General features: G+C 41.1%; 21 protein-coding genes and 2 pseudogenes. 11 read left to right on the top strand and 12 right to left on the bottom strand.

What is annotated here, in order from left to right:
- Nucleotides 1-143: 143 nt before the first annotated feature.
- Entirely contained in the window at nt 144-374 is a 231-nt protein-coding gene (locus CVN76_RS08350; protein ID WP_100530807.1) for a hypothetical protein, read from the top strand.
- A gap of 120 nt (nt 375-494) precedes the next feature.
- Here CVN76_RS08350 and CVN76_RS08345 read toward each other — a convergent pair whose 3' ends face one another.
- Nucleotides 495-1,664 carry an LL-diaminopimelate aminotransferase gene (locus tag CVN76_RS08345; protein ID WP_157805605.1) on the bottom strand — a complete coding sequence of 390 codons (1,170 nt, stop codon included), beginning with the start codon at nt 1,662-1,664 and terminating at the stop codon, nt 495-497.
- Nucleotides 1,665-2,173: 509 nt separating this feature from the next.
- Here CVN76_RS08345 and CVN76_RS08335 point away from each other — a divergent pair.
- On the top strand, nt 2,174-2,584 hold the full coding sequence (locus CVN76_RS08335; protein ID WP_100530885.1) for a GNAT family N-acetyltransferase: 411 nt from the start codon (nt 2,174-2,176) through the stop codon (nt 2,582-2,584).
- 157 nt (nt 2,585-2,741) lie between these two features.
- On the opposite strand, the gene CVN76_RS32085 is transcribed toward CVN76_RS08335, so the two are convergent.
- Both CVN76_RS32085 and CVN76_RS08325 read right to left on the bottom strand, forming a co-directional pair.
- A complete protein-coding gene (locus CVN76_RS32085; RefSeq protein WP_100530884.1) occupies nt 2,742-2,981 on the bottom strand; it encodes a hypothetical protein in 240 nt (79 codons plus the stop codon).
- 10 nt (nt 2,982-2,991) lie between these two features.
- Nucleotides 2,992-3,255: pseudogene (locus CVN76_RS08325) on the bottom strand (ABC transporter permease subunit); the annotation flags it as partial.
- A gap of 121 nt (nt 3,256-3,376) precedes the next feature.
- On the opposite strand from CVN76_RS08325, the gene CVN76_RS08320 reads away from it, so the two are divergent.
- The 4 genes from CVN76_RS08320 to CVN76_RS08305 all read left to right on the top strand — a co-directional run bounded on the left by CVN76_RS08320 (nt 3,377) and on the right by CVN76_RS08305 (nt 6,714).
- Nucleotides 3,377-3,961 (top strand): YjgB family protein, encoded by a 585-nt coding sequence (locus CVN76_RS08320; RefSeq protein ID WP_100530883.1) that lies wholly within the window; start codon nt 3,377-3,379, stop codon nt 3,959-3,961.
- Between the two features lie 470 nt (nt 3,962-4,431).
- Nucleotides 4,432-5,256 (top strand): amino acid ABC transporter substrate-binding protein, encoded by an 825-nt coding sequence (locus CVN76_RS08315; protein WP_100530882.1) that lies wholly within the window; start codon nt 4,432-4,434, stop codon nt 5,254-5,256.
- A complete protein-coding gene (locus tag CVN76_RS08310; protein ID WP_061143546.1) occupies nt 5,240-5,944 on the top strand; it encodes an amino acid ABC transporter permease in 705 nt (234 codons plus the stop codon). The genes CVN76_RS08315 and CVN76_RS08310 overlap by 17 nt, the downstream gene beginning before the upstream one ends.
- Nucleotides 5,945-5,973: 29 nt before the next feature.
- Nucleotides 5,974-6,714 carry an amino acid ABC transporter ATP-binding protein gene (locus tag CVN76_RS08305; protein WP_100530881.1) on the top strand — a complete coding sequence of 247 codons (741 nt, stop codon included), beginning with the start codon at nt 5,974-5,976 and terminating at the stop codon, nt 6,712-6,714.
- 58 nt (nt 6,715-6,772) lie between these two features.
- Here the strand turns inward: CVN76_RS08305 and CVN76_RS08300 are convergent.
- Nucleotides 6,773-7,947, bottom strand: a pseudogene (locus CVN76_RS08300) (MFS transporter).
- A gap of 238 nt (nt 7,948-8,185) precedes the next feature.
- Between CVN76_RS08300 and CVN76_RS08295 the strand changes: the two are divergent.
- Both CVN76_RS08295 and CVN76_RS08290 read left to right on the top strand, forming a co-directional pair.
- Nucleotides 8,186-8,896 carry a response regulator transcription factor gene (locus tag CVN76_RS08295; protein ID WP_100530880.1) on the top strand — a complete coding sequence of 237 codons (711 nt, stop codon included), beginning with the start codon at nt 8,186-8,188 and terminating at the stop codon, nt 8,894-8,896.
- Entirely contained in the window at nt 8,893-10,281 is a 1,389-nt protein-coding gene (locus tag CVN76_RS08290) for a sensor histidine kinase (RefSeq protein ID WP_100530879.1), read from the top strand. Before CVN76_RS08295 ends, CVN76_RS08290 begins: the two co-directional genes overlap by 4 nt.
- A 54-nt stretch (nt 10,282-10,335) precedes the next feature.
- Here the strand turns inward: CVN76_RS08290 and CVN76_RS08285 are convergent, their stop codons facing one another.
- The 5 genes from CVN76_RS08285 to CVN76_RS08265 all read right to left on the bottom strand — a co-directional run bounded on the left by CVN76_RS08285 (nt 10,336) and on the right by CVN76_RS08265 (nt 15,099).
- Nucleotides 10,336-10,695, bottom strand: coding sequence for a YxeA family protein (locus CVN76_RS08285; RefSeq protein ID WP_100530878.1), 360 nt, complete (start codon nt 10,693-10,695; stop codon nt 10,336-10,338).
- A gap of 5 nt (nt 10,696-10,700) precedes the next feature.
- Nucleotides 10,701-12,611, bottom strand: coding sequence for an ABC transporter permease (locus CVN76_RS08280; RefSeq protein ID WP_100530877.1), 1,911 nt, complete (start codon nt 12,609-12,611; stop codon nt 10,701-10,703).
- Nucleotides 12,598-13,365, bottom strand: a complete 768-nt coding sequence (locus CVN76_RS08275; RefSeq protein WP_100530888.1) for an ABC transporter ATP-binding protein — start codon at nt 13,363-13,365, stop codon at nt 12,598-12,600. Before CVN76_RS08275 ends, CVN76_RS08280 begins: the two co-directional genes overlap by 14 nt.
- A gap of 185 nt (nt 13,366-13,550) precedes the next feature.
- A complete protein-coding gene (locus CVN76_RS08270) occupies nt 13,551-13,841 on the bottom strand; it encodes a DUF3817 domain-containing protein (RefSeq protein ID WP_100530876.1) in 291 nt (96 codons plus the stop codon).
- Nucleotides 13,842-14,034: 193 nt separating this feature from the next.
- A complete protein-coding gene (locus tag CVN76_RS08265; RefSeq protein ID WP_100530875.1) occupies nt 14,035-15,099 on the bottom strand; it encodes a C45 family autoproteolytic acyltransferase/hydolase in 1,065 nt (354 codons plus the stop codon).
- Between the two features lie 1,040 nt (nt 15,100-16,139).
- Between CVN76_RS08265 and CVN76_RS08255 the strand changes: the two genes are divergently transcribed.
- Together CVN76_RS08255 and CVN76_RS08250 are read left to right on the top strand one after the other, a co-directional pair.
- A complete protein-coding gene (locus CVN76_RS08255) occupies nt 16,140-16,979 on the top strand; it encodes a ComEC/Rec2 family competence protein (protein ID WP_100530874.1) in 840 nt (279 codons plus the stop codon).
- On the top strand, nt 16,980-17,198 hold the full coding sequence (locus tag CVN76_RS08250) for a DUF3006 domain-containing protein (RefSeq protein ID WP_061143556.1): 219 nt from the start codon (nt 16,980-16,982) through the stop codon (nt 17,196-17,198). It abuts the gene before it with no gap.
- A gap of 376 nt (nt 17,199-17,574) precedes the next feature.
- Here the strand turns inward: CVN76_RS08250 and CVN76_RS08245 are convergent, their stop codons facing one another.
- On the bottom strand, nt 17,575-17,916 hold the full coding sequence (locus CVN76_RS08245) for a hypothetical protein (protein ID WP_100530873.1): 342 nt from the start codon (nt 17,914-17,916) through the stop codon (nt 17,575-17,577).
- 948 nt (nt 17,917-18,864) lie between these two features.
- The gene (locus CVN76_RS30915) at nt 18,865-19,008 is read right to left on the bottom strand and encodes a hypothetical protein (RefSeq protein ID WP_157805604.1); all 144 of its coding nucleotides are present in this window, start codon (nt 19,006-19,008) and stop codon (nt 18,865-18,867) included.
- Between the two features lie 342 nt (nt 19,009-19,350).
- Between CVN76_RS30915 and CVN76_RS08240 the strand changes: the two genes are divergently transcribed.
- Nucleotides 19,351-20,742: a hypothetical protein gene (locus CVN76_RS08240; protein WP_100530872.1), complete on the top strand. Its 1,392-nt coding sequence runs from the start codon at nt 19,351-19,353 to the stop codon at nt 20,740-20,742.
- Between the two features lie 407 nt (nt 20,743-21,149).
- Here the strand turns inward: CVN76_RS08240 and CVN76_RS08235 are convergent, their stop codons facing one another.
- Nucleotides 21,150-22,547, bottom strand: coding sequence for an amino acid permease (locus tag CVN76_RS08235; protein WP_100530871.1), 1,398 nt, complete (start codon nt 22,545-22,547; stop codon nt 21,150-21,152).
- Nucleotides 22,548-22,673 lie beyond the last annotated feature (126 nt).

The following is a 22,673-nucleotide window of genomic DNA, read 5'->3' as shown; positions in this document are numbered from 1 at the left end:
GCAAGCCCCTGATACTCTATATAAGGCATTTTATACTTTCCTAATGTAAATAAGCTTGGACATTTATGAAGCGTCAACAATAAAATGTAAATTAAAGGAACTTCCATAGAAATCATCCGTATGTAATAGAGGAGGTGAAACATATGAAGAAGTATCTTTTCTTTACAATTAGTTTCCTATTGTTATTCACGATATTACAAGTGATATCCGGACTGATTCTAACTGCTGCATATACTCCTGATTTTTCAGGGGCAACTCTTATTGCCGGTTCTCCCGGTATGGTTTCACAGCCGCAATTGCCTGTCATGATAATGTCTGCGCTCTCAGCTGTAATGGCCTATTTCATTTCGAATCGAGTGATGAAAAGTAAGTGACTATAAGCAAAAAAAAAAGAACGTTCAATCGTTGATTGACGTTCTTTCTTTATCAATGTACTAGTGAGCGATCGCCAGCACACCGGTCGATGATACTCATAAGCTTATCCAATATGTTCCCTACAATCGATTTTTCTCCAGGAACAGTCCTATCCGTTCTGCCGCTTCTTTCAATCGCTCGGGTGGCTGGACCAAAGCCATCCGCACATAACCCTCGCCCTGTTTCCCAAAAGCATCTCCTGGGACAACGGTAACCCCTGCCTTTTCAATCAAGGCATAGGCAAAATCGCGAGACTTCCACCCTGCTGGAATCCGGGCCCAAATGAACATGGTGGCCGATGTCTTCGGCACATGCCACCCAGCTTTTGCAAGACCTGCTATCAAGGTATCCCGACGTCTTTCATATTCCCGAGCCTGATCGGATAGCAATGAAAAGTTGGAAGTAAGCGCCTTTGCGGCAGCTTTTTGGATAGGATAAAAAACTCCATAATCAATATGTGATTTCAATGTTCCCAATATGTTCAACGCATCGCTATTGCCGACTACGTATCCAATGCGGCAGCCGGCCATATTAAATGTTTTCGAAAGTGAATTGAATTCAATTCCCACTTCTCTGGCACCTGGGATCGACATGAAGCTAATTTGGGGATGATCATCAAAAATCAATTCGGAATAGGCAAAATCATGAACCACCAGTATATCGTTCTTTTTCGCAAACGCGATCACTTCTGCGAAAAAGCTTTCATCAGCCAGGGCTGTGACTGGATTTCCGGGATAACTGATGATCATCATTTTTGCTTTTTTCACTATTTCCTCAGGAATTTCGTTAAGCTGCGGCAGGAATTCATTCTCTGCTGTAAGCGGCATCGGATGTATGATTCCACCGGCAAGCTTTACACTAGCTTCGTAAATGGGATATCCCGGATCCGGCACGAGCACATAATCTCCCGGATTTATCATCGCCATTGCCAAGTGTGCTAGTCCGTCCTGGGATCCCATCAGTTGAAGGACTTCCTTCTCTTCATCCAGTTCCACTCCGTAACGGGCTTGATAAAAATATCGCACAGCCTCATGGAATTCGGTCGTTCCCGTTAACGTATATCCGTAGGAATAAATATCCTGGGCATACTTCACAAGCGTATCCATGACAAAATCAGGCGGTGGTAGATCAGGACTTCCTACACTCAAATCAATAACATCCACTCCTCGTTTCAACGCTTCCTGCTTGCGGCCGGAAAGCTCTGTGAATATTCCTGTTGTGAATTTTCGGACTTTTTCAGATGGAAGCATGCTGACCATGCGCTTCCCCTCCATTCATGAACTTTTCCCTATCATTATAGCAATCTTTTTACAGAATTTTATAATTTTATATAGCATTTGACAGGATCTGTTCGAGCGCTTCATCCAGATGATTTCCAAATCACCAATTATATTTGATGAACTTGTCCAAGCAAAAGTAAAGATTATTCATAAATTAGTAATGTGGAAAATTATAAAACAAAGGGATGATTGTATTGTCAAACAAGAAACTTAGAAGACTTAGTGATTCTGGAACTGGTGTTAATTCCAATCCTGAAAGCAGCAGTAGGGATGCTTTCATAAAAATCTTGAATGATTTACTCAACGATAATAAAAATATTTCAATCAAGAAAATTAAATCGATCAAGAAACCTAAATCAATTAAGAAGTTTAGGTAGGGTTAAGCTGTTGCTATTGTGGAGATTAACATGGACCCCTTTGGAAAAGTCTAAATGGGTCTCATGTTAAGAACATGTTAGATAGATAAAGGAGAAGTTAAGATGTATTTTCGAAGCTGGAAACCGAAAAAAGATAAAAAGAAACTTACGGATATTACGGTAAGGAATTTTCATGTTTCTCCTGATACAGTCGATGAGATTTTGCAGAAGTCGAATAAAGTACTTGTGATTTGTAATCATAAAGGAAAAATAGTCGGTTTTCTTTGTTATAATCTCTATTTATATAAAGTGGCTCATATCAATTATATCGTGCTTGAACAGAAGTATCGAGGGAAGGGAATTTTGCAATCCCTTTTACCAGAATTGGTCGCTTATTCTCGAAAACAAGGTATACTTGCAGTTTCCGGATTTGTAAACAAAAATAATCCCGAAGCATTGCAGAAATTTAAAGAATTTGGATTTATACCGATTTTTAATTACCAAGATGATATTCTAATTCAATCAATCATCTAAACGTTATTGGACTACTTAAGAATGGCTGGAGTTCCTAAAATCAGCAATTGGGAGTAATGGCAACTTTTTCAATGGGATCCCATCGAGAATAAATGTTTTATTGCCAAGTAGCCCCCATAATGAGCTTCAATGCCGAATAGTGAATGAAGAGGAGCTGCTAAAAAAGGCAGCTCCTCTTCTTCAAAATGATTTTGTGTGAATGGCCGGTCCTATCAAGAATATAGGGCGAAAAATGGGGCCCAACAAAACTAAGCAAAAACATAAATAGGAGGAAAAATAAGCTGATCATCGCCATTTTATTCTTTTTTAGGCGGCGATAGGTCTGTTTCCATAATGAAGCAGATTTAGCCTTCGTTCCCTTCTTCTCCTTATAGATTACCGGTTTAATTATCTCCATGTTCATCCTCCTATTTGAGCCAGATTCTTGGATCGACCGCTGTGTACGTAACGTCGGCCAGGAAATTGCCGATGATCGTAAGGCAGGAAAGAAACAAGGTGAAGGCCATCAGGACAGGGTAATCCCGGAAACTGACTGATTCAAGTCGAATTCTCCCCACTCCCGGCCAGTTGAAGATTTGTTCCATGATGATCGCACCAGAAAAAAGGCCCGGCAGTTCAAAAGCAAGCAATGTAATGACGGGAAGAATGGCATTTTTGAGAGCATGTTTATGCTTGCCCACCTCGAGTATATAGGCAAATCATTGAAAAACCTGAAGAATGAATGATCGATCTTCGAAAAAATGTTTCATGACTAGGAATTGGTGGAAAAGTATCATATAGGAGGGATAAGAAATGTTATCTAAAAAACCAGCAACCAGAATGCTTAGTGCCGCTATTCTGACCGGTTCCCTTTTAGGTGCAGGTGCATCCTTTTCGACTGAACCGGTTCAAGCCGCATCCACGGTGGAGGACTCCTCCAGCTTAGCGAAGACACACGCGATCACCACTTTACATGAAATCTACAATAAAGCCTTTTCAGGCGAAATGCCTTATACTGCCACAGACTTAAAAATTAAGGAAAATACCCAAAAAGACGTATACAATACATTCGGATCTCCCCCAGAACCTGGCAATGACGATGGAACTTTTGACTTTTATCATGCAGAAATGGGACACCCTGGATTCGCCTTCGCTTATGGCGAAGACAAGACCATTTCCCAAATCAGATATTTTGGGACAAATGTAGAACGAGATCATAACTTAGGAAGCATCACCCCTAAAGTATTGGGTGAACAGCTTGGCAGTGCCGATCAAATCCGTCATATTTCAAGCACGGATGAAATCAACTACATCTACAAGACGGGTGATTATGAACTACAATTCATAGTTGGGGAAGATCAAACTGTCAATCATGTCAATTTACTGGAAGCTAAATGATTTTTGTTAGGTGCAAAGAAATAATCGTTGCGAGCTGCCGGATCTCGGCAGCCTTTTTTTTTGGAAAATGAAAAATCATCTCCAAAATCGATGCTTTTATACGCGAGTTTAGCGATTTATCTGCAAAATCAATGCTTTTATCCGCGAATTAGGAATTTATTGATTTTTCGACAAAACAAGGATCAGGCAAGCAGGTCCGCCGCAGTATAATAATATCGCGCAATAGTTTTATGTTGATATGATTCTTTGGCGCATTGCGTTAGGTAAAACCAGGTATTTTTCCCTTAACAATAAGAACTAAACGGATTTTCACGCATTGAAACGAATTCGGTTCAATGCGTGAAAATCCGTATAATTCATCAAGATTCATTCACACTAATGATATAAGTTATTTTCATTGACTTTTTTCCTTTTCTTGTATAGTATCACAGAGTATCAATCCCTATCAGATTACTAGGAGGTCTACCGAAATGAAAAAAATGGTTGCACTTTTATCGCTATTGTTAGCTTTCACGGTTGTACTTAGCGCTTGTGGTTCAAATACAAAAAACGAGGCAAACAATACCGACAATAAATCTTCTTCACAAGAAAATCTATACGATAAAGTTAAAAAAGACGGCGTATTAACAGTCGGAACTGAAGGTACATATCCTCCTTTCACATTCCACGATGATTCGGACAAATTAACGGGCTTCGACGTTGAAATTGCTGAAGAAGTGGCAAAACGCCTTGGAGTGAAAGCTGAATTCAAGGAAACGCAATGGGACGGCCTGTTTGCAGGGTTGGATGCGAAACGTTTTGATATGATCGCAAACCAAGTGGGCATTAATGAAGACCGCCAAAAGAAATATGATTTCTCGGATGCCTATATTCAATCAGGTGCCGTACTGCTTGTACACAAGGATAATAAAGATATTAAATCGTTCCATGACTTAAAAGGTAAAACTTCGGCACAATCCTTAACGAGCAACTACAATGATCTGGCTGAATCCCATGGAGCTAAAGTTACCGGCATCGAAGGGTTCTCCCAAAGTGTTCAGCTTATTGGTTCCAAACGGGTGGATGCCACGATCAATGACAAATTGTCGTTCCTTGATTATAAAAAGCAGCATCCAGATGCGCCAATTAAAGTGGCCGATGAGGAAGAAAACGGAGCTGCAAGTGGTTTAATGTTCAGAAAAGACAGCGACAAATTAGTGGATGAAGTAAACAAAGCATTAAAAGCGATGAAAGACGACGGCACATACGCTAAGATTTCAGATAAATGGTTCGGTGAAGATGTTTCTCCTAAGTAATATTTTCAACGACCCTGAGCGTATGAACCAGCTTGTTTCCATCGCGCAAACCTCCCTCTATCCTATGATAGAGGGAGCTATTAAAAATACAATTCCACTAACTTTGATTACATTCGTTCTTGGTCTTATTCTCGCAGTTCTTACAGCGTTGGCTCGATTATCTTCCATTAAAATATTTCAAATAATTGCACGAGTATATGTGTCGATCATCCGTGGGACACCATTACTTGTGCAATTATTCATTATCTTTTATGGGCTGCCGAACCTAGGCGTCACCATCAGTCCTTTTATATCGGCTATCATCGGATTCTCACTAAGCGTTGGAGCATACGCTTCGGAAATTATCCGTGCATCTATTTTATCGATACCAAAAGGGCAATGGGAAGCGGGCTATTCAATTGGAATGACATATACCCAAGCTTTGAAACGTATCATCTTGCCTCAAGCGGCTCGTGTATCCATTCCCCCGCTTTCAAATACGTTCATCAGCCTTTTAAAGGATACATCGCTCGCATCACTGATCCTTGTGACGGAATTATTCCGCAAAGCACAAGAGATCGCTGCAAAAAACTATGAATTTCTATTACTCTACATCGAAGCCGCTGCCCTATATTGGATTTTATGTACGATTTTATCTTTCATACAAGGAAGTATCGAGGACAAGCTTAATCGCTATGTAGCAAAATGAGAACCACAGCAGTTAAAGGAGATTTTAACATGATCAACATTAAGAATCTTCATAAATCGTTTGGTGACCTTGATGTATTAAGGGGCATTGATTTGGAAGTGGAGCAAGGGAAAGTCATCGTACTGATTGGGCCTTCTGGTTCAGGAAAAACAACCTTTCTTCGGTGTTTGAATCTTCTTGAAGTGCCTACGGATGGGACGATCGAGATCGATCAAACGGTGATGGACTTCAATAAGCCGGTCAAGAAAAAATCGATTACCTCTTTCCGCAGTTTGACAGGGATGGTATTCCAAAGCTACAATCTCTTTCCCCACAAGACGGCCCTGGAAAATGTAATGGAAGGTCCGATCATTGTGAAGAATATAACGAAACATCAAGCGAAAGAAACGGCGACGGCTCTGCTGACAAAGGTTGGATTAGGTGAAAAAATCGATTTTTACCCTTTTCAATTGTCCGGCGGACAGCAACAGCGTGTCGGCATTGCAAGGGCCCTGGCCATGGAGCCGAAGGTCATGCTGTTCGACGAACCCACCTCGGCCCTGGATCCTGAATTAGTCGGAGACGTGCTGAAGGTAATGAAAGACTTGGCAAAAGAAGAAGGCATGACAATGATCGTTGTCACTCATGAAATGCGTTTCGCTCGTGAGGTCGCCGACGAGGTCATCTTCATGGATGAAGGAAAAATAATGGAACGGGGAACCCCCGACCAAATTTTCACCAATCCGAAAGAAGCGCGCACACGTAAATTTCTCAATCTGATTCAAGGATGACCTGGTGCATTCTTTTCGCAAAAAATCCCCTATCAAGAGATGGGGGATTTTTTGTGCTTCAACAATTATGGGGAGCTTCGATTCGATTAGCCCGGGCATGATAATTCTGAAAAAGAATCCATGCAAAAACGGAAAGAACCGCGCCCGATAAATATGGCAAGCCAATTAAAATGGAAAATAACCAGCCGCCTATAGGAGGACCGGCAATCCTGCCGAATGAATCGAAGGAAGAAAGCAGTCCGGTGACACTGCCATGTCCCGTATTAGACCTTTTCGTCAGCAGTGCCGAAATCGCCGGTCTGATGAACCCATTTCCCACACCGAAAATCGTAAGGAAGATCGCCGATGTCCAGAAGCCGGAAGAAAACAGAATGAGGGCGAATCCTACTGCGGAGATGATGAGCCCCAACTGGATGACCACACCTTCCCCGTATTTCTTGCTAAGCCTGCCCACCAAGCCACCTTGGACAATCGCACTGCCAAATCCCATGATCATGAAGATGTATCCTAATTGCCCAAGGCTGATATCAGCCTTTTTTGCCGCAAAATAAGCAAAAGTCGTTTCAAGTCCTGCCATCGAAAGCGTGACGATCATTTGCAGGATGAACAGGTAACTAAGAGGGCCTTTAAAGCCACTCCATCTAGACTGTTTACTTTTAGATCGAGGAGCTCTCTTCTCGACTGAAGTGATTCCTTCAATAGGCACATCACGAGCAGCAAGGTAATCATAGAGGAAATCCCCGCTATGTAAAAGGGTAAATTCAAGCTTGTTTTGGAGAATATTCCGCCAATCGCCGGTCCAAAGATGAAGCCAAGCCCAGTGGCTGCCCCGACGATTCCCATCCCCTTTCCCCTATCTTCCGGCTTTGTGATATCAGCTACATATGCCATGGCCGTCGGCATGTTTGCCGAGGATAAAACGCCGCCAACAATCCGGGCTACGAATAATCCCCATAAAGAATCTGCTAGAGCCATGATGAAAAACGAAACGGCCAATCCAGCAATGCCGATTGCCATGACTGGCTTACGTCCCACCCTGTCGGAAATGCGACCCCATATCGGTGCAAAAAACAGTTGCATGAACGAATACACAGCCATTAATAGCCCCAACTCCGTAGGACTGCCGCCAACCTTTTCTGCCAAAAAAGGGATGACAGGAATGATGATTCCAAATCCGACCATCACCAAAAACATCACCAAAAAAAGGACGGGTAACACTTTTTTCGTTTCCATTATTCTTTTCTCCTTTATTTTTTCCTCCAACCATACTACTTAGCATGAACCGCCCAGCCATTCTTTAAACAGTCCATCATACAAACTTCACCAATCATTAAGAACCTTCATGCCAAAATGCTGCTTCCTAAACAGCAGGCATACAATGCATCGGAGTAAAAAACACTGCAGATACCTTTGATACAGTCTGCTTGTGCACTATACTGGAGGGTAAGAGCGATGTTAAGGAGGCAGAACGATGTCTAATGAACAATGGATTTTAATTATTGACGATGAACAAGATTTGGCACATCTCATGGAGACCGTTTTACATAAAGAAGGCATGGCTAATATTGTGACGGCAGGGACGCTTGCAGACGGATGGGCTCGATTCCAAGAGCTTGATCCCGCTCTCGTCTTACTCGATATCATGCTGCCTGATGGCGAAGGCTATGATTTATGCAGGCGTATTCGTGAAGTTTCCAATGTACCCATTTTATTTTTGTCGGCAAAGGATGAGGAAATCGACAAGCTTTTAGGGTTGGCGATCGGCGGCGATGATTACATTACCAAGCCATTCAGTCCGAAGGAGGTTGCCTACCGGGTGAAGGCGCATCTGAGACGAGCTGGTTTTTCAGACGAAAAACACGTCCCGAAAAATTTGCTGATTGGTCCGTTTGAGCTTAGTGCAAATGAAACCGAATTGAAGAAGGATGGCAAACCCATTCAGCTCACCGCAAAAGAAATCGGATTGATGAGCTGTTTCATGCATCATCCGAATCAGATTTTAAGCAAGGAAACTTTGTTTGAACATGTATGGGGCGATGAATTTTTTGGCTCGGATAATACCGTGATGGTCCATATTCGCCGCTTACGCGAAAAAATCGAGGCAGACCCCTCAAAGCCAGCTTTTATCCTAACCGTAAAGGGACTTGGGTATAAATTGCAAACCAAGGGCAAACAAAGATGAAGTGGAAATTGACAGGCCGCTTTTTAGGATCCGTTGTGACAATTGTAGTGATCGTGGGGATTGTGAATACCATTTTACTTATATGTTTACTTTTTGTTCATATAGACACGGAAGAGGAATCTGCGGAGAACTTCAGCAGGCAATTTTCACAATATGTAGACCTCAAAGATAATAAACCAAAGGTAAATGAAGAAGGACGAGAAAGTCTGCGGAATAATAACGCCTGGATACAATTTTTGAATGACAAGGGGCAGCAAGTTGCAGCCTATTACACCCCTCAACAATTGAAAACCTTATATTCTCCTGCTGAAATCGTCCAAATGTATAAGTATAAGGAGGTTGATTCTGAAACGACTGTTTTTGTCGGTGAAGCCCACAATTTCAGCTATTTTATCGGAGTTAAAGATCGAGGAATAGGCCGCTATGTACTGTCCTATAATTATGATAGCCTTTTAAAGTACATCAACATCATCCTTTTACTATTTCTATCCGTCGATATCATGATTGCATTAGTCATTGGTTTCTTATTTGGAAAAAAATTAACGAGTCCGCTCCACATCTTAATAGAAGGAATACAGCAGCTTCGGGATAGGCGCTTTAAAAAGATGAGCATACCAAAGGGCGTTTATGAAGATGTATTTCGCAATATGAATGAACTATCGGTAAAGTTGGATCAGTATGAAAAAGAACGCAATCAACTCGACAACATGCGTGAAGAATGGATTAGCAACGTTTCACATGATATGAAGACTCCACTATCTTCCATCCTTGGGTATACCGAATTGATGAGGGAAAGCGCCGTGGATTTGACGCCGCAAGAATTGGATGAGTATACATCCATTATTAATAGACAGTCCATTTATATGAAGGATTTGTTAGATGATCTCAATTTAACGATGCGTTTACGAAATCAACGACTACCTATGCAATTTGAAGAAATTGATATCGTTGGATTCATACGCGAAATGACGATCGAATTGTTAAATGATTCATCATTTGGTGATCGACAGATTGAATTCGAGGCAAATGTCGATAAAGCAATACATCAAGTGGATAAAAAATTATTGAAACGGGCAATTTTCAACCTAATCTACAATGCGCTCGTACATAATGATGAAAATGTCGTCGTGAAAATACAAATTGATGCCATTCATCAACAATCAGATACTCATACCCAAATTACCATTGCCGATAATGGCAGCGGCATTCCCGCCAAAGATTTGGCACAAATTTTTGAACGCTACTATCGAGGTACGAATACCGCCAACACACACGGAACAGGCTTAGGAATGGCCATAGCAAGGGATATCATCCTTGCCCATCATGGCAAAATTGAATTGTGCAGCATTGAAAATAAGGGAACGACCATTACAATTCTTTTATAATCATTTATCTTATAGGGAAAGGGCTGTCCACAGCTTACGGACAGCCCTTCTTTCCTATTTGAGTTTTTCTTGTGCCTTCTTAGGAATTTCCTCGAATTTCACTTCATCATAGGAAGATACCTCATCTTTACCCTTCACGTACAATTTCAAGTAGGCATCTTTCCGCAGATTTTTTTGTGCTTTGAATTCAAGCGGCTCCGTTTCACCATCAGCATTTGTTGCCTTCAATCTATATGAATAAGAAGTCATCACCGAACCATCATTCAATTTGGTATCATGCTGTGTTCCATCCTCCGTAATTTGTACATAATAATGGTCTGCATTCATCCGGTTAAAGTCGATCTTGGTTAATGCGAAGACCCCTGCCACCCCTATTAGGAATATGATCCCCACTACCGTCAGGAATTTTTTCATTTCGATCACCCTTCTGTTTTATTATTTCGTGTAATGATCCGATTGTAAGAAGCTACCGTCAAGACATAATACAGACCGTAGATGACCGTATAAGCCATCATCCAGATCATCACAGGTTTTGCCAAATCCATCATCAATAAACTAGAAAATGCTTTTAAAGCGACAGCACTGTGGCATAATCCTGCTGCCAAAGGCACAAAGAAGATGACGACCACTTGCATGGCAATCGATTTCCGCATATCTTTAGCGCTGACGCCCATTTTGTGAAGCATATTGTATTGTGATTTATCTTCCTCCGCTTCAGTCAAAACTTTAAAGTAGATGATGCTTCCTGTCGCAGCTAAAAAGACAAGACCAAGAAAGCTGCCGATAAAGAGCATTGATCCCACGCTTTCGAGGCTCTTCTGGAAGTCTTGGGGCGCACTGGAAAATAGCCCTTCTTCAGGTATCTCCTTGGCAATTTCCCGAGATATATCTACGGAAGCCTTGTCCATGCCAATGACACGATATGTTAGCGTCTCTCCAGCCTTTTGCAACGCTTGAAATGTATCATGAGATACGACCACCGTGATGCCTGCCGTCCCTGCATTTAAAACCGTTTGAGTCTTATATCCTTGAAATGTGATTGCCTTGTTGTTTTCTGTCGTGATGGTCTTTCCCTTGTATTCGGGAGAGAACCTTTCGTCAAAACCAATATCGAGAATGACAGCATGGTCATCCATCACACGAAGCACTTCCTTGCCTTGGATTGCCGCCAGCCGGTTATACGTTTCTTCGTCGATAACCGTGTAAATTCTTTGACCCGAACCATCCAAGTCGTCTAATTCTTGCGCATTAAAGGTGACGGACAGTGCTTCGATCGCTTCATCATACTTTGCATCAGGCAAAATGGCGCTGACCTTGCGATCACTGTTTGCATCAGTTTGCCGATACATGAATGTATTCGGATCAGCGGTCAAAACCTGATCGTTCGTGTTGTAATAAAGTCCGTATACCGCACCGCCTGCCGTTACCGTCGTAGCACTTAACACAGCAATCACGGTCAGTGTACGTGCATTGCCCCGAATCCGATAGAGAAGCTGTGAAACTGTCACTATATGAAGACCTTTCCATAGCCATTTTTCATTTTTCTTGATCAATGTCAACGCGAAACCTGTCACACTATGAAACAATATAAACGTACCGACAATAACTGTGGTCAATATAATGAGGACAGTCATTACAAAGCCAATTTTATCCCACATATTGGAAGTTAAAGGGTCCTGCAGCGCCAGCCAATAACCGCTGCCAATCAGCAAGATTCCAAGAATGGCTATACTTGTCGATGGCCTAGGGACAGCTTCCCCTTTTTTTGAAGCGTGAAATAAATCAATCAATTTAAATTGATAAATTAAACGATAGCCCTGGAATGATGTCACCAAGAAGATAAGGAGGAATACGATGGCTGTGTTCAAAGCGGCCGATCCCGAAAATGTAAAAGGTGCAATGGCATCATAGCCCATTAAATAAATCAAGATCGTCATGAAGCCCTTCGAACACAAAAAACCCAGTACAATCCCCACCACTAATGAAACCAAGCCTAATAATAAGTTTTCAAAGAAGAGCATAAAGCCAATTTGACGATCACGCACGCCAAGCAATGCATATAATGCGACTTCCTTTTTACGTTTTTTCATGAAAAACGAATTCGAATAGGCAATGAAAATGGCTACGAAGAAAACCAGGATGACTGCCGCCGCACTCATTAGCGATTGCATATTTTGGGATGACTCCGTTTTTTCCATAATCGTATCGCTGTATTTCAATGTCACGAATGTAAAATAGATGATGATGCTAAAAATCATGGATGCGATATATATAAAATATTGGGATAGGTTTCGGGCAATATTCTTTCTTGCCAGACTAAATAACGTCATCTACCTCACCTCCAATGGTTGCAAGGACATCGATGATTTCCTGGAAGAACGCTTTACGTGTTTGGCCACGACGATGAATTTCCTTGGAAAGTGTACCATCCTTGATGAAAATGATGCGCCTGCAGAAGCTTGCCGCATATGCATCATGTGTCACCAGCATGATGGTGGAATGATTATTCTCATTTAGTTCACTTAAGCTTTCCAGTAAATCGGTCGCTGATTTCGAGTCGAGCGCTCCTGTCGGTTCATCAGCCAGGATCAGGGCTGGCTCAGTTACAAGTGCCCTTGCTGCAGCTGTTCGCTGTTTTTGTCCACCGGAGATTTGGTACGGATATTTAGCTAATAAATCTTCAATACCAAATACTTTAGCTATGCGGTTCACCGAGATATCGATTTCTTTTGCTGGCATTTTAGCAATCGCCAGTGGCAGCAATATATTTTCCTTCACGGTCAATGAATCGAGCAAATTGTAATCTTGAAAGATGAATCCAAGATTATCACGTCTGAAATCCGTTAAATCGGCCCCCTTCATATCGTGAATGCTTACATCTCTCATATAAATTTTGCCTTCAGTCGGTGAATCAATCGTTGCCAGCATATTAAGCAAAGTCGATTTCCCCGCTCCTGATGGCCCCATGATTCCCACGAACTCCCCTTCATGAATGTCAAAAGATATATTCTCGAGCGCCGTGTAAGCAACGCTTGACTTCCCATATGTCTTTTTGATATTTTCCACTTTCAGTAATGGTTCCATTTTTTTCACCTCATCATGATTGTTGATATTCATACTATATAAGCTCATCCTTACACCACATTTATGCCAACCTTACAACAAGCTTACATCCATAAAAAAAACGCCTTCCATGGAATGGAAGGCACCTTCTGGAAATCGCTTTATAGAAAAATGACGATTGAGGCCTGCGTCGCCATATGGGGTGGTTAACTTTGTTTCAATACCTTTCGATCGATTACAAAATTCCCAAACGGGATAAATGAAACGATGAAGATCAGTGCCATTTTTACAAAGGACCACTTTGATTGAAGACTTACATAAAGAAGTAAAAGACCGAACACGACGAATAAGAATCCATGGATGCTGCCCAAAATGAGTGTCGCTTCACCAATATTCAATATGTACTTAATGGGCATGCCAATAGCCAACAAGAGAACATAAGAAATTCCCTCTATTATTGTAATGAACCTGAACCATCCGATAGCTGTCGAAAACATTCGCTCATCCCCTCATTCATTGTACAAGTACGGTTGTTATCCAAAATATGTAACCTTATCATATAATATTACTGGGCGAACCTCCAATAACATGTACAAAAAAATAAATGCAGGAAAAAGCCCAATCGAGTGATTGGGCCCGTTAAACACAACAACATTATTCAACACTTAACAGTGGGGCGTTTTTCATTGCTCAATTCCGGAACCAATTCGCTCCCTCATCCATATGCACGAACGGAATATCCGTATCGATTACACCCCTGACCCGATCCAGCTCAACATCTTCTCCCTCTAGCCACTTCCCAAAATCGATTATCGTGGGCTCCTGATTGCCCCCTAAAGCAATCCAAGCCTTCAATTCCTTCGGCAAATAAGCGGAAGTATGAATCGTGCCGGCCCAGCTGCTATATAAATCCGAAAAGACCCCTTGGTTGGAATCATTGAACAGGCGATATGCCTCGTAGGCAGACGAAAGGCTCCCTTCTTGCTCTTGAATGATCCCCAACCGGCGTTTTGAATCTATCAGATGGTGACGATTTTCATTTTTCATGATTTCAAAGTGATTCGTGCAGGCACTTGCCGTGCGCACCTCCACATTTCTCGGAGATGTTTCCACAATATATGTACTGCCGCTTCGATCATAGACGACGTACGTGAAAGAATGCCGATGGGGAATTTCCTTCAACATCGCCACCGCTTCCTCTACGTTCGCACAGACTTCCACAATCAGCCTGCCGATCATGCAACAAATGAAGCCATCTCCAGGATTCTTACGATTCATGAAGTTATACCCAATCACCAAGCCCTTTTCATTCATCGCATCCATCCTTCCAGTCCCCCGCTGGCTTGGGCCGATGCTTGAATATCCTTGATCGGTTGGCTGGAATAACACATAACGTCCTTCATATGTCTTTGGATGGTAATCATAATTGCGAATCAGATAATCATCACCTGTCATGATCGAGCATCCAGACCGAACATAATCCAAGCGGTACCCTCCAAATTCTTGGAGCACACGCTCAATTGGCCATTTCAGCGCATCCTGCATCCCAAGCAATTCCTCCCACACTCCAGGAGCGAACTGTGTAATCGCCCGTTTGACCTCACCTTCCTCGACCGTAAATCGCGGCTGCCTGATCTTCCACTGATCTTCACGATTCTTTACCGTTAATGAATCCTTAAACTCCTCCCCCTGCATGTATCCAAACTCATAATGTGTTCCCCTAAATTGTATGATATCACTATATATTTGCTTCACGCCTTATCCCTCATTTACAGTAGATGCTATTCAAATTAAGAATACTTGATGTATGGTTGAAAATAAAGAAGATACGCCTTTACATTTATGTAACAACCCACTTTTGGAGCTCTGCGGCTCTGCTTAAAGCCTTACACTATCCATGCCCCGCGCGGAGATTTCATGGGAACTGAAATTCTTATTCTCAATTTATTAATTCATGCCTATTGATAAATCGAAGAATTCCATATTAGATCGTGTCCCATCTTACTTTTTGGATTGGCACTCAAAAGAGAACTCATTTGTAAAACGATTGTGGATTTCTAACATCACGTTCCCATTATTTTGATAGCACTGACTTGTTTCCGACTGTATTTGTTTGCTATTGAAATAACTTGAAGAAACAATCAGAACGGAAGATACAAATAGCGCAGTTGCAAAAACGATTGAAATGCCTTTAAAACGTTTATTTTGTAGCATTTTTAAAAACCCCTTCTTTTTCTGTTCATTTGTATATTTTAACATTATTTAGTGGCATGTTTGACAGCCTAGTCATCAAGTCCAAACAAAAACGTGTTCAATCCGACGTTAATCAAGGCGTGTAACTTAGATTTGTAGTGTTTGTGCTAACAACCTACTGAAGCTATCAGCGGAGAACTGTAATAAGAATAGCAATAGATTAATCCATAAATTAATTGTCTTAATAGGAATTGATAAAGAAGCTTGCAACCTGGAAAATAGAGATTTCCAGGATTATTTAGATTTCACATTTAAGATATTTAGATTAAGTCAGATTGGATATTAAAATGGAATCTGTTCTTTACTACCTAAAGGATAGATAGCTTACTCTTCCATATAACGCCTCCCCCCAACCACTTTCATAACTTGTTGCCAAGGGGTGTAGGCGTTATTTCTTTTTGTCTTATTCCTTGACCAATAGGTACTATTCTAAAATACATTTTTATCTGGATAAAATTGAGAAACTGTTTTAAAATTGGTAAGGGTTTCTAGTAAACTATTCTTTGATGTTTGTTGGTTTATTTATTCTAGGGGGAAACGTATTGAAAAATTTAAAAGTTCTATTTGTAACAGTTCTGATCTTATCTTTATTTACAGGAATCAAAACAGCTGAAGCAGCAAACGATGTAAAGGTTCACTTCATTAATGTTGGTCAAGGTGATTCCATTCTAATTCAAACCGGGAATGAAAACATTTTAATCGATGGTGGCGGAAAAGGAAAAGGCGATGAAGTTGTTGCCTATCTAAATAAGCAGAAGGTAAAGACCCTTAATGCAGTAGTATCCACTCATCCGGATGCCGATCATGTAGGCGGATTAGCTTATGTGATTAAAACACTCACTGTAAAATCTGTATATGCTCCTAAGGTTTCTCACACTACACAAGCCTATAAAGATTTTTTGACATCAGTTAAGAAGAAGAAGCTTAAAATAAAAACTGCGAAGACTGGGGTAGAAATCATAACGAAAGCAAAGAATACGTCAATGGACTTCATTGCTCCGGTTAAAGATTACGCTAAGTCAGATTTAAATAATTGGAGTGCAGTTCTTTTACTTAAACATGATAAAAAAACATTCCTGTTCACTGGTGACGCCGAGGAAAAATCCGAACAAGATATGCTAGCCAAAAAGCTTGTACCACGTGTAGATGTACTCAAAGTTGGCCATCACGGAGCCAATACATCTTCAACTGCTGCTTTTATTAACAAGGCAAAGCCTAAATACGCTGTAATTAGCGTTGGCAAAAATGGTTATGGGCACCCTACTTCTACAGTGGTCAAAAGATTAAATTCAATTAAAGCCAAAACATACCGTACCGATAAATCAGGTAACATTATCTTTACTTCTACAGGCAAGCAAATTAATGTAAAGACGGTGAAATAAATGCAACAAGGAATCATCGATCGCTTTGAGGGAAAGATTGCTGTCGTTGAAATCGATGGCGGGGAAATGAAGGATATACCTAAGCATTCTCTTCCTAAAGGAGCCAAAATCGGGGATATGTTGATAATTGATAATGACAAAATCACTATTTCCAAAGAAGGCACTGAAAAATTAAGAAAAGAAATTGATGAGCTAATGGATGAACTATTTGAAGATTAACGATACAGCCCCTCTCACTTGAGAAGGGCTTTTCCTTATGGTTTGGAATAACAACCAGTACTTTTCACTTAACTTTCTAACAGTTATACAGATACTTGGTTCAATGCGGGTTAACTTTTTATAAGCTGGATGTTCAGGTTAATCCAGGAAATTATTCTAGTTAGTTCTTCAAACACCAAACTTACTATTTCCCTAACATGAGTGAAGGTTATTGGGACAATGCAGTTAGGTCTTCATTTGTAAAATTCAGGGCGAAAAATTGCCTCTTTGACAAACTCAAGATTTTAAATTCTTCAAACCACTATCTAACCATCATCACTTTCTGTAAACTTAAGCAGCCTGCATATTATTTAAGGTTATTATCAGGGGGTCTAAATTAATGCTTTAAGAAGGTGACCTGTGTGGCTGAATTTCCCGCTTCTTCGCCATATTGTTCCACCACAAACTTAACATAGTCATCTTTGGAAAGGCCTATAGGTAAACCGTTGATTCTGTCGACTGGAATACGCTTAGGATTGTCAAGGTTTGTATAACCATTATCATACCAAGCAAGGGCAAGAGATTTTAAATCTTTATATCCATAGTAACTGGATTGTACTTCAACCTCTACGCTTTGAGCTGAAACCTTTTGATTCGGTAGTTCCTCCCAGATCCCACTTGTCATAATGCCTCCAGCCACTGTGAAAATTGTCAGTCCTGATACTAAAATTTTTAACATTTTAACTCCTCCTTTTTAATGGTACTAATTAATAGACGTTTGAAAGGTGAATAAAGTCTTCAATGAAAAGGAATTATAATACTTTTTCAATTAAATAAAACAATACACTACTCGTTTACAGAAATTTGTGCCGATCAACTCTCAGAGACCATTGTTAATTTCAATGGCATTGTGAATAAGCTTATGCGATCTTTACTTTGATGATAAATTTATGAACTTTCTTATTGAATTTCAAAGTGCTCTGAATTGGTTGTGTTGATGTAAAAGATAAGTTCCTAATTCTTTTAAGTATTGACGTATACCCACAAAGCTATCAATCTTCGTTTAGGTTTCTACGCTTGTTCAAATATTCAGCAACAAAAGGAAATATAAAAACCCTGACAAGAACTAGCTAATTTCTTGTCAGGGTTAGTAAATATCTTTTCTTGAGGGAGAATTTACTTTTTTCTTATAGTTCATTGATTTGTTCCATTAAACAAGTATAACAATAAGATAAATAAGAAAATTACCCAGTAATAAGAATGTCTAGTTTTTTTGTCTTTTTGTTTTTTTTCTATAATTTGATATAAACAAAACACAATCATTGCACTTATAAAAACACCTTGTAAATAATTCATCATATTAGTTTATCTATCCTTTATTTTAATAGATTATAAGCCTCTTTCATATCTGCCTTAGCTGAATTGCTTGCACTATATATTTGATATGCTGCCAAGCCTGCAGTACCTGTTGCGCCAATTAAACCAACAACTGTCCACCAATAAAGGGCACCAATACCCGCAGAAATCATGGCAGCTGACGATTCAAGAATAGTAGATTTTGCACTTGATACATATTTAGATAACTGTTTAAAGTCGACTACTTTTGCTCCATAACTAACATTTTTCTTTGTTCTTGGTGATCCTTTTCCACCATCTAAAAATGCATTAGTTGGTTCTTTAAATGCATTTAAAGTGTATTTTTTACACCAATAATATGACCATCAACATTATTAATATCAATGGTTTGTGTATTACTATTTTCTAAATTTCTAAATTCTTCAAAAGTTTCATTCAAGAAATCTGCTTGATTGTCTACCGTTGTTTCAGCCAAACTTTTAGGGATAAAGGCTGTACTAAAAAAACTAACTATAATGCCATTACAATTACGCTTATCTTATTTCCATCTCCTCTAATCATGTAGTCGTTTAGTACACTACCATATTTTACAACAACAAGTAATCTTTGGATTAATTATTTATTTATTCAAAAAAAGTTGTTCCTTCTCTAAGGTAGATAAGTATGAACATACATATCAAAGTTTACTTACATTCAAATGATACGAAATTTTCACAAAGTGAAAGCTTTCCTGTGCCCCTTAAATTCGCCAAACCACTCACCACCATGATCTCCCTTCATAATCTGTAACTAGGCACATTTATGAGGGGGACGAATCATGGGACTGGAGTTGACAGCACTACACTGGATTTATGTTGTATTCATTGCATTGATCATTGGATTTATGGTAAAGCGTCGGGATACGACCCTCATTTGCATCATTGGAATTTTTCTATTGGCGTTGGTGGCTACAGGCAGTTTAGCTTCGTCGATAAGCGGGATATTCAACAGCTTCATTTTTGCCATCACGGAATTAATGTCGACGATATTGATCATCTCCATCATTGTCGCCATGAGCACGGTGTTGACCAATTCTGGAATCAACGATGTCATGATTGCTCCTTTTGCTAAATTCATTAAAAATCCTGCACTTGCCTTTTGGATAATCGGAATCATCATGATGATCATATCGTGGTTTTTTTGGCCTTCACCGGCGGTTGCCTTACTTGGTGCGGTTCTGCTTCCCGTAGCGTTACGGGCAGGTTTGCCGGCACTCGGCGTGGCGATGGCCATGAACCTATTTGGCCACGGTATCGCACTATCAGGGGATTTCATCATTCAAGCGGCACCCAAACTGACGGCAGACGCGGCTTCAATTCCAGTCGGTGATGTCATCGCCGCCAGCATTCCCCTTGTGATTACGATGGGGGTTGTCACCACCCTCTCCGCTTTCATCCTCTTGAAGCGGGATATGAAGCTTGGAAGAATCAAAGCAGATGATAATGCGGGCATCGTCCAGGATCAAGCAGGAAGTGAAGAATTGCTCACCTTGGCGCAAAAGAAGTTTTTTGCCGTATTCATCCCGCTTGCATTTCTGCTCGATGTGGTGGCGTTGTCTATCTTGAAGCTGCAGGGCGGAGATGCGACGGCGTTGGTTGGCGGTACGGCGGTTTTCATTTTACTGATTTTATCTCTTGTGGCACATAAACAACAGGGCCTTGAAAAATCGACGGCCTATTTGATTCAAGGCTTTCAATTTGGCTTCAAGGTATTCGGACCGGTCATTCCAATCGCTGCATTCTTCTATTTAGGTGATTCCGGCTTCAATCAAATCATCGGAGATTATTTACCAAAAACGTCGCTCGGCATCGTCAATGACCTCGGTGCCGCCTTAGCGGCCGCTGTTCCTTTGACGAAGGAGATCGCTGCCGTAACATTAACCGGCATCGGTGCCATCACTGGCCTTGACGGGTCGGGATTCTCAGGCATTTCCTTGGCAGGGTCGGTTGCCAAATTATTTGGCACGGCCATCGGCAGTGGAACAGCTACCTTGACTGCACTGGGGCAAATCACTGCGATTTGGGTCGGCGGAGGCACCTTGATTCCCTGGGCATTGATTCCAGCCGCGGCAATATGTAATGTCAGCCCCTTCGAGCTGGCGCGCCGGAATTTACTGCCGGTGGCAATCGGCCTTGCAGTCACAACCATCGTCGCAATGTTTCTTATTTAATTGATGTATGCCAGATTTGTGTGAGGTTTGAAACACGGAACAACCTCTTGATTTCCATATCATATTTAAAAAAGGACTGAATAAAAAAATCAGTCCTTTTTCAATTCAATCGTCAATATAACTATGGATTTCGGCGATATTTCCCTATTTTCGAAGATATAAGTATGGATTCCGGCGATATATCCCTATTTTCGGCGATATAACTGTGGATTTCGGCGATATTTTTTTCCTTCATCCTCATCTTGCTGGACTCACATTGCCGCTAACCGGACTTACATCAAGTATGATTCTACAGCCGAGGAGATTAGTGCCCTGACTATTGTTATATTCTAAAAAAAAGCAGGTAAACTCGATCATTACCGAGTTTACCTGCCATCAGGGATGCCGTTTCTACTGTCGTTCAGCCGTTAACCTGCTTTAACATCCGTTTCTTCAGTTGTTTGAGTATCCACAGGGACACGCTTGCCCATTCCAAAAGCGTAGAAACTAATGACTACAATGGCTAAAAAGACCATTCCGGCAATGAGCGAAATACGCGTTTCATTATTGAACCACATGCCTACCAATACCATAATTAGGTAGGCGATGGTCAAGTAGTTTGTTACAGGTGCAAAAGGCATTTTGAATGGGTGATTGACCATTTCAGCTCTTTTGATTTTTCTGAATTTAATTTGGCTTATCAAGATGACAAACCACGGAATCATTCCAGGCAGTACACTTGCGCTGTATACATACACGAATAGGTTTTTAGGAGCAATATAACTTAACACGACGCCAATGGCCAATCCGATGATTACACCGAACGTACCGAATAGAGGAACGCCGCTTTGAGAAACTTTTGCAAAGGATTTAGGTGCTTGTCCATTCATTCCTAATGTATAAAGCATCCGTCCTGCACTGTATATGCCGCTGTTGCAGCCGGACATGGCCGCTGTGATGACGACAAAATTGATGATGCCAGCTGCTGCCGTGATACCGACTTTAGCAAAGGTGGCCACGAATGGGCTTCCAATTGCAGTTAGTTGGTCCCAAGGGTAAACGGTTACAATAACGAAGATGGCACCGATGTAAAAGATCAATATACGCCATATCGTACTTTGAATCGCTTTGGTGATCGTTTTTTGCGGATCCTTCGCTTCGCCAGCTGTAATCCCGATCAGTTCCACGCCTTGATAGGCAGCCACAACAAGTGATAGTGCAAAGAAGAAGCCTTTCCAACCGCCTGTAAACCACCCACCGTGTTCCCAAAGATTTGATAGTCCGATTGCGTCTCCGCCGTTACCTAAGCCGAAGAAGATAAGTCCAAATCCTGCAACGATCATCAAGACGATCGTTACGATTTTAACCAATGAAAACCAGAATTCGATTTCACCGAAAGATTTAACGGAAATCAAGTTCGCCGCCCCTAGGATCACCATTGCAATCAAGCCTGGTATCCATGGAGGAAGGTGAGGGAACCAATATTGCATGTACGTCCCGACTGCGATGATCTCGGCCATCCCGACAACAACCCATTGGAACCAGTTACTCCATGCAGTCATATATCCTGCCAATGGATGGATATATTTATAACCAAATGTCGCAAATGAGCCTGTACTTGGCTCTAAATATAGCATTTCCCCCATCGCACGCATGATCAAGAAGATGAATAAACCTGAGATTGCATAAGCTAACATGACAGACGGGCCTGTCCATTTGATTGCGCTGGCCGAACCCATGAATAAACCAACACCAATTGTCCCGCCCAAAGCGATCATCTGAATATGACGGCCTTTCAAGTCCCTATTCAAATCTTTGTTTGCCATTCCATTTCCCCCTACACTGCTAATCAGTCAATTTTGCTGCATACTCCCAATGAAAACATATCGTACCGAAGTGATGAGCAGGCGTCTTCACACGCTTCAAAATCATTTCACACTTTAAATTCAAGC

The organism is Bacillus sp. mrc49 (assembly GCF_002803435.1).
Note: the sequence above shows the minus strand (reverse complement) of the source record. Positions and strands in the feature narration are given on the sequence as shown.

What these genes read in the sequence shown, in the direction of transcription:
- CVN76_RS08350 (WP_100530807.1), top strand. Translation starts at nt 144, where the DNA reads ATGAAGAAGTATCTTTTCTTTACAATTAGTTTCCTATTGTTATTCACG.
- CVN76_RS08345 (WP_157805605.1), bottom strand. Translation starts at nt 1,664, where the DNA reads ATGCTTCCATCTGAAAAAGTCCGAAAATTCACAACAGGAATATTCACA.
- CVN76_RS08335 (WP_100530885.1), top strand. Translation starts at nt 2,174, where the DNA reads ATGTATTTTCGAAGCTGGAAACCGAAAAAAGATAAAAAGAAACTTACG.
- CVN76_RS32085 (WP_100530884.1), bottom strand. Translation starts at nt 2,981, where the DNA reads ATGGAGATAATTAAACCGGTAATCTATAAGGAGAAGAAGGGAACGAAG.
- CVN76_RS08320 (WP_100530883.1), top strand. Translation starts at nt 3,377, where the DNA reads ATGTTATCTAAAAAACCAGCAACCAGAATGCTTAGTGCCGCTATTCTG.
- CVN76_RS08315 (WP_100530882.1), top strand. Translation starts at nt 4,432, where the DNA reads ATGAAAAAAATGGTTGCACTTTTATCGCTATTGTTAGCTTTCACGGTT.
- CVN76_RS08310 (WP_061143546.1), top strand. Translation starts at nt 5,240, where the DNA reads ATGTTTCTCCTAAGTAATATTTTCAACGACCCTGAGCGTATGAACCAG.
- CVN76_RS08305 (WP_100530881.1), top strand. Translation starts at nt 5,974, where the DNA reads ATGATCAACATTAAGAATCTTCATAAATCGTTTGGTGACCTTGATGTA.
- CVN76_RS08295 (WP_100530880.1), top strand. Translation starts at nt 8,186, where the DNA reads ATGTCTAATGAACAATGGATTTTAATTATTGACGATGAACAAGATTTG.
- CVN76_RS08290 (WP_100530879.1), top strand. Translation starts at nt 8,893, where the DNA reads ATGAAGTGGAAATTGACAGGCCGCTTTTTAGGATCCGTTGTGACAATT.
- CVN76_RS08285 (WP_100530878.1), bottom strand. Translation starts at nt 10,695, where the DNA reads ATGAAAAAATTCCTGACGGTAGTGGGGATCATATTCCTAATAGGGGTG.
- CVN76_RS08280 (WP_100530877.1), bottom strand. Translation starts at nt 12,611, where the DNA reads ATGACGTTATTTAGTCTGGCAAGAAAGAATATTGCCCGAAACCTATCC.
- CVN76_RS08275 (WP_100530888.1), bottom strand. Translation starts at nt 13,365, where the DNA reads ATGGAACCATTACTGAAAGTGGAAAATATCAAAAAGACATATGGGAAG.
- CVN76_RS08270 (WP_100530876.1), bottom strand. Translation starts at nt 13,841, where the DNA reads ATGTTTTCGACAGCTATCGGATGGTTCAGGTTCATTACAATAATAGAG.
- CVN76_RS08250 (WP_061143556.1), top strand. Translation starts at nt 16,980, where the DNA reads ATGCAACAAGGAATCATCGATCGCTTTGAGGGAAAGATTGCTGTCGTT.
- CVN76_RS08245 (WP_100530873.1), bottom strand. Translation starts at nt 17,916, where the DNA reads ATGTTAAAAATTTTAGTATCAGGACTGACAATTTTCACAGTGGCTGGA.
- CVN76_RS08240 (WP_100530872.1), top strand. Translation starts at nt 19,351, where the DNA reads ATGGGACTGGAGTTGACAGCACTACACTGGATTTATGTTGTATTCATT.
- CVN76_RS08235 (WP_100530871.1), bottom strand. Translation starts at nt 22,547, where the DNA reads ATGGCAAACAAAGATTTGAATAGGGACTTGAAAGGCCGTCATATTCAG.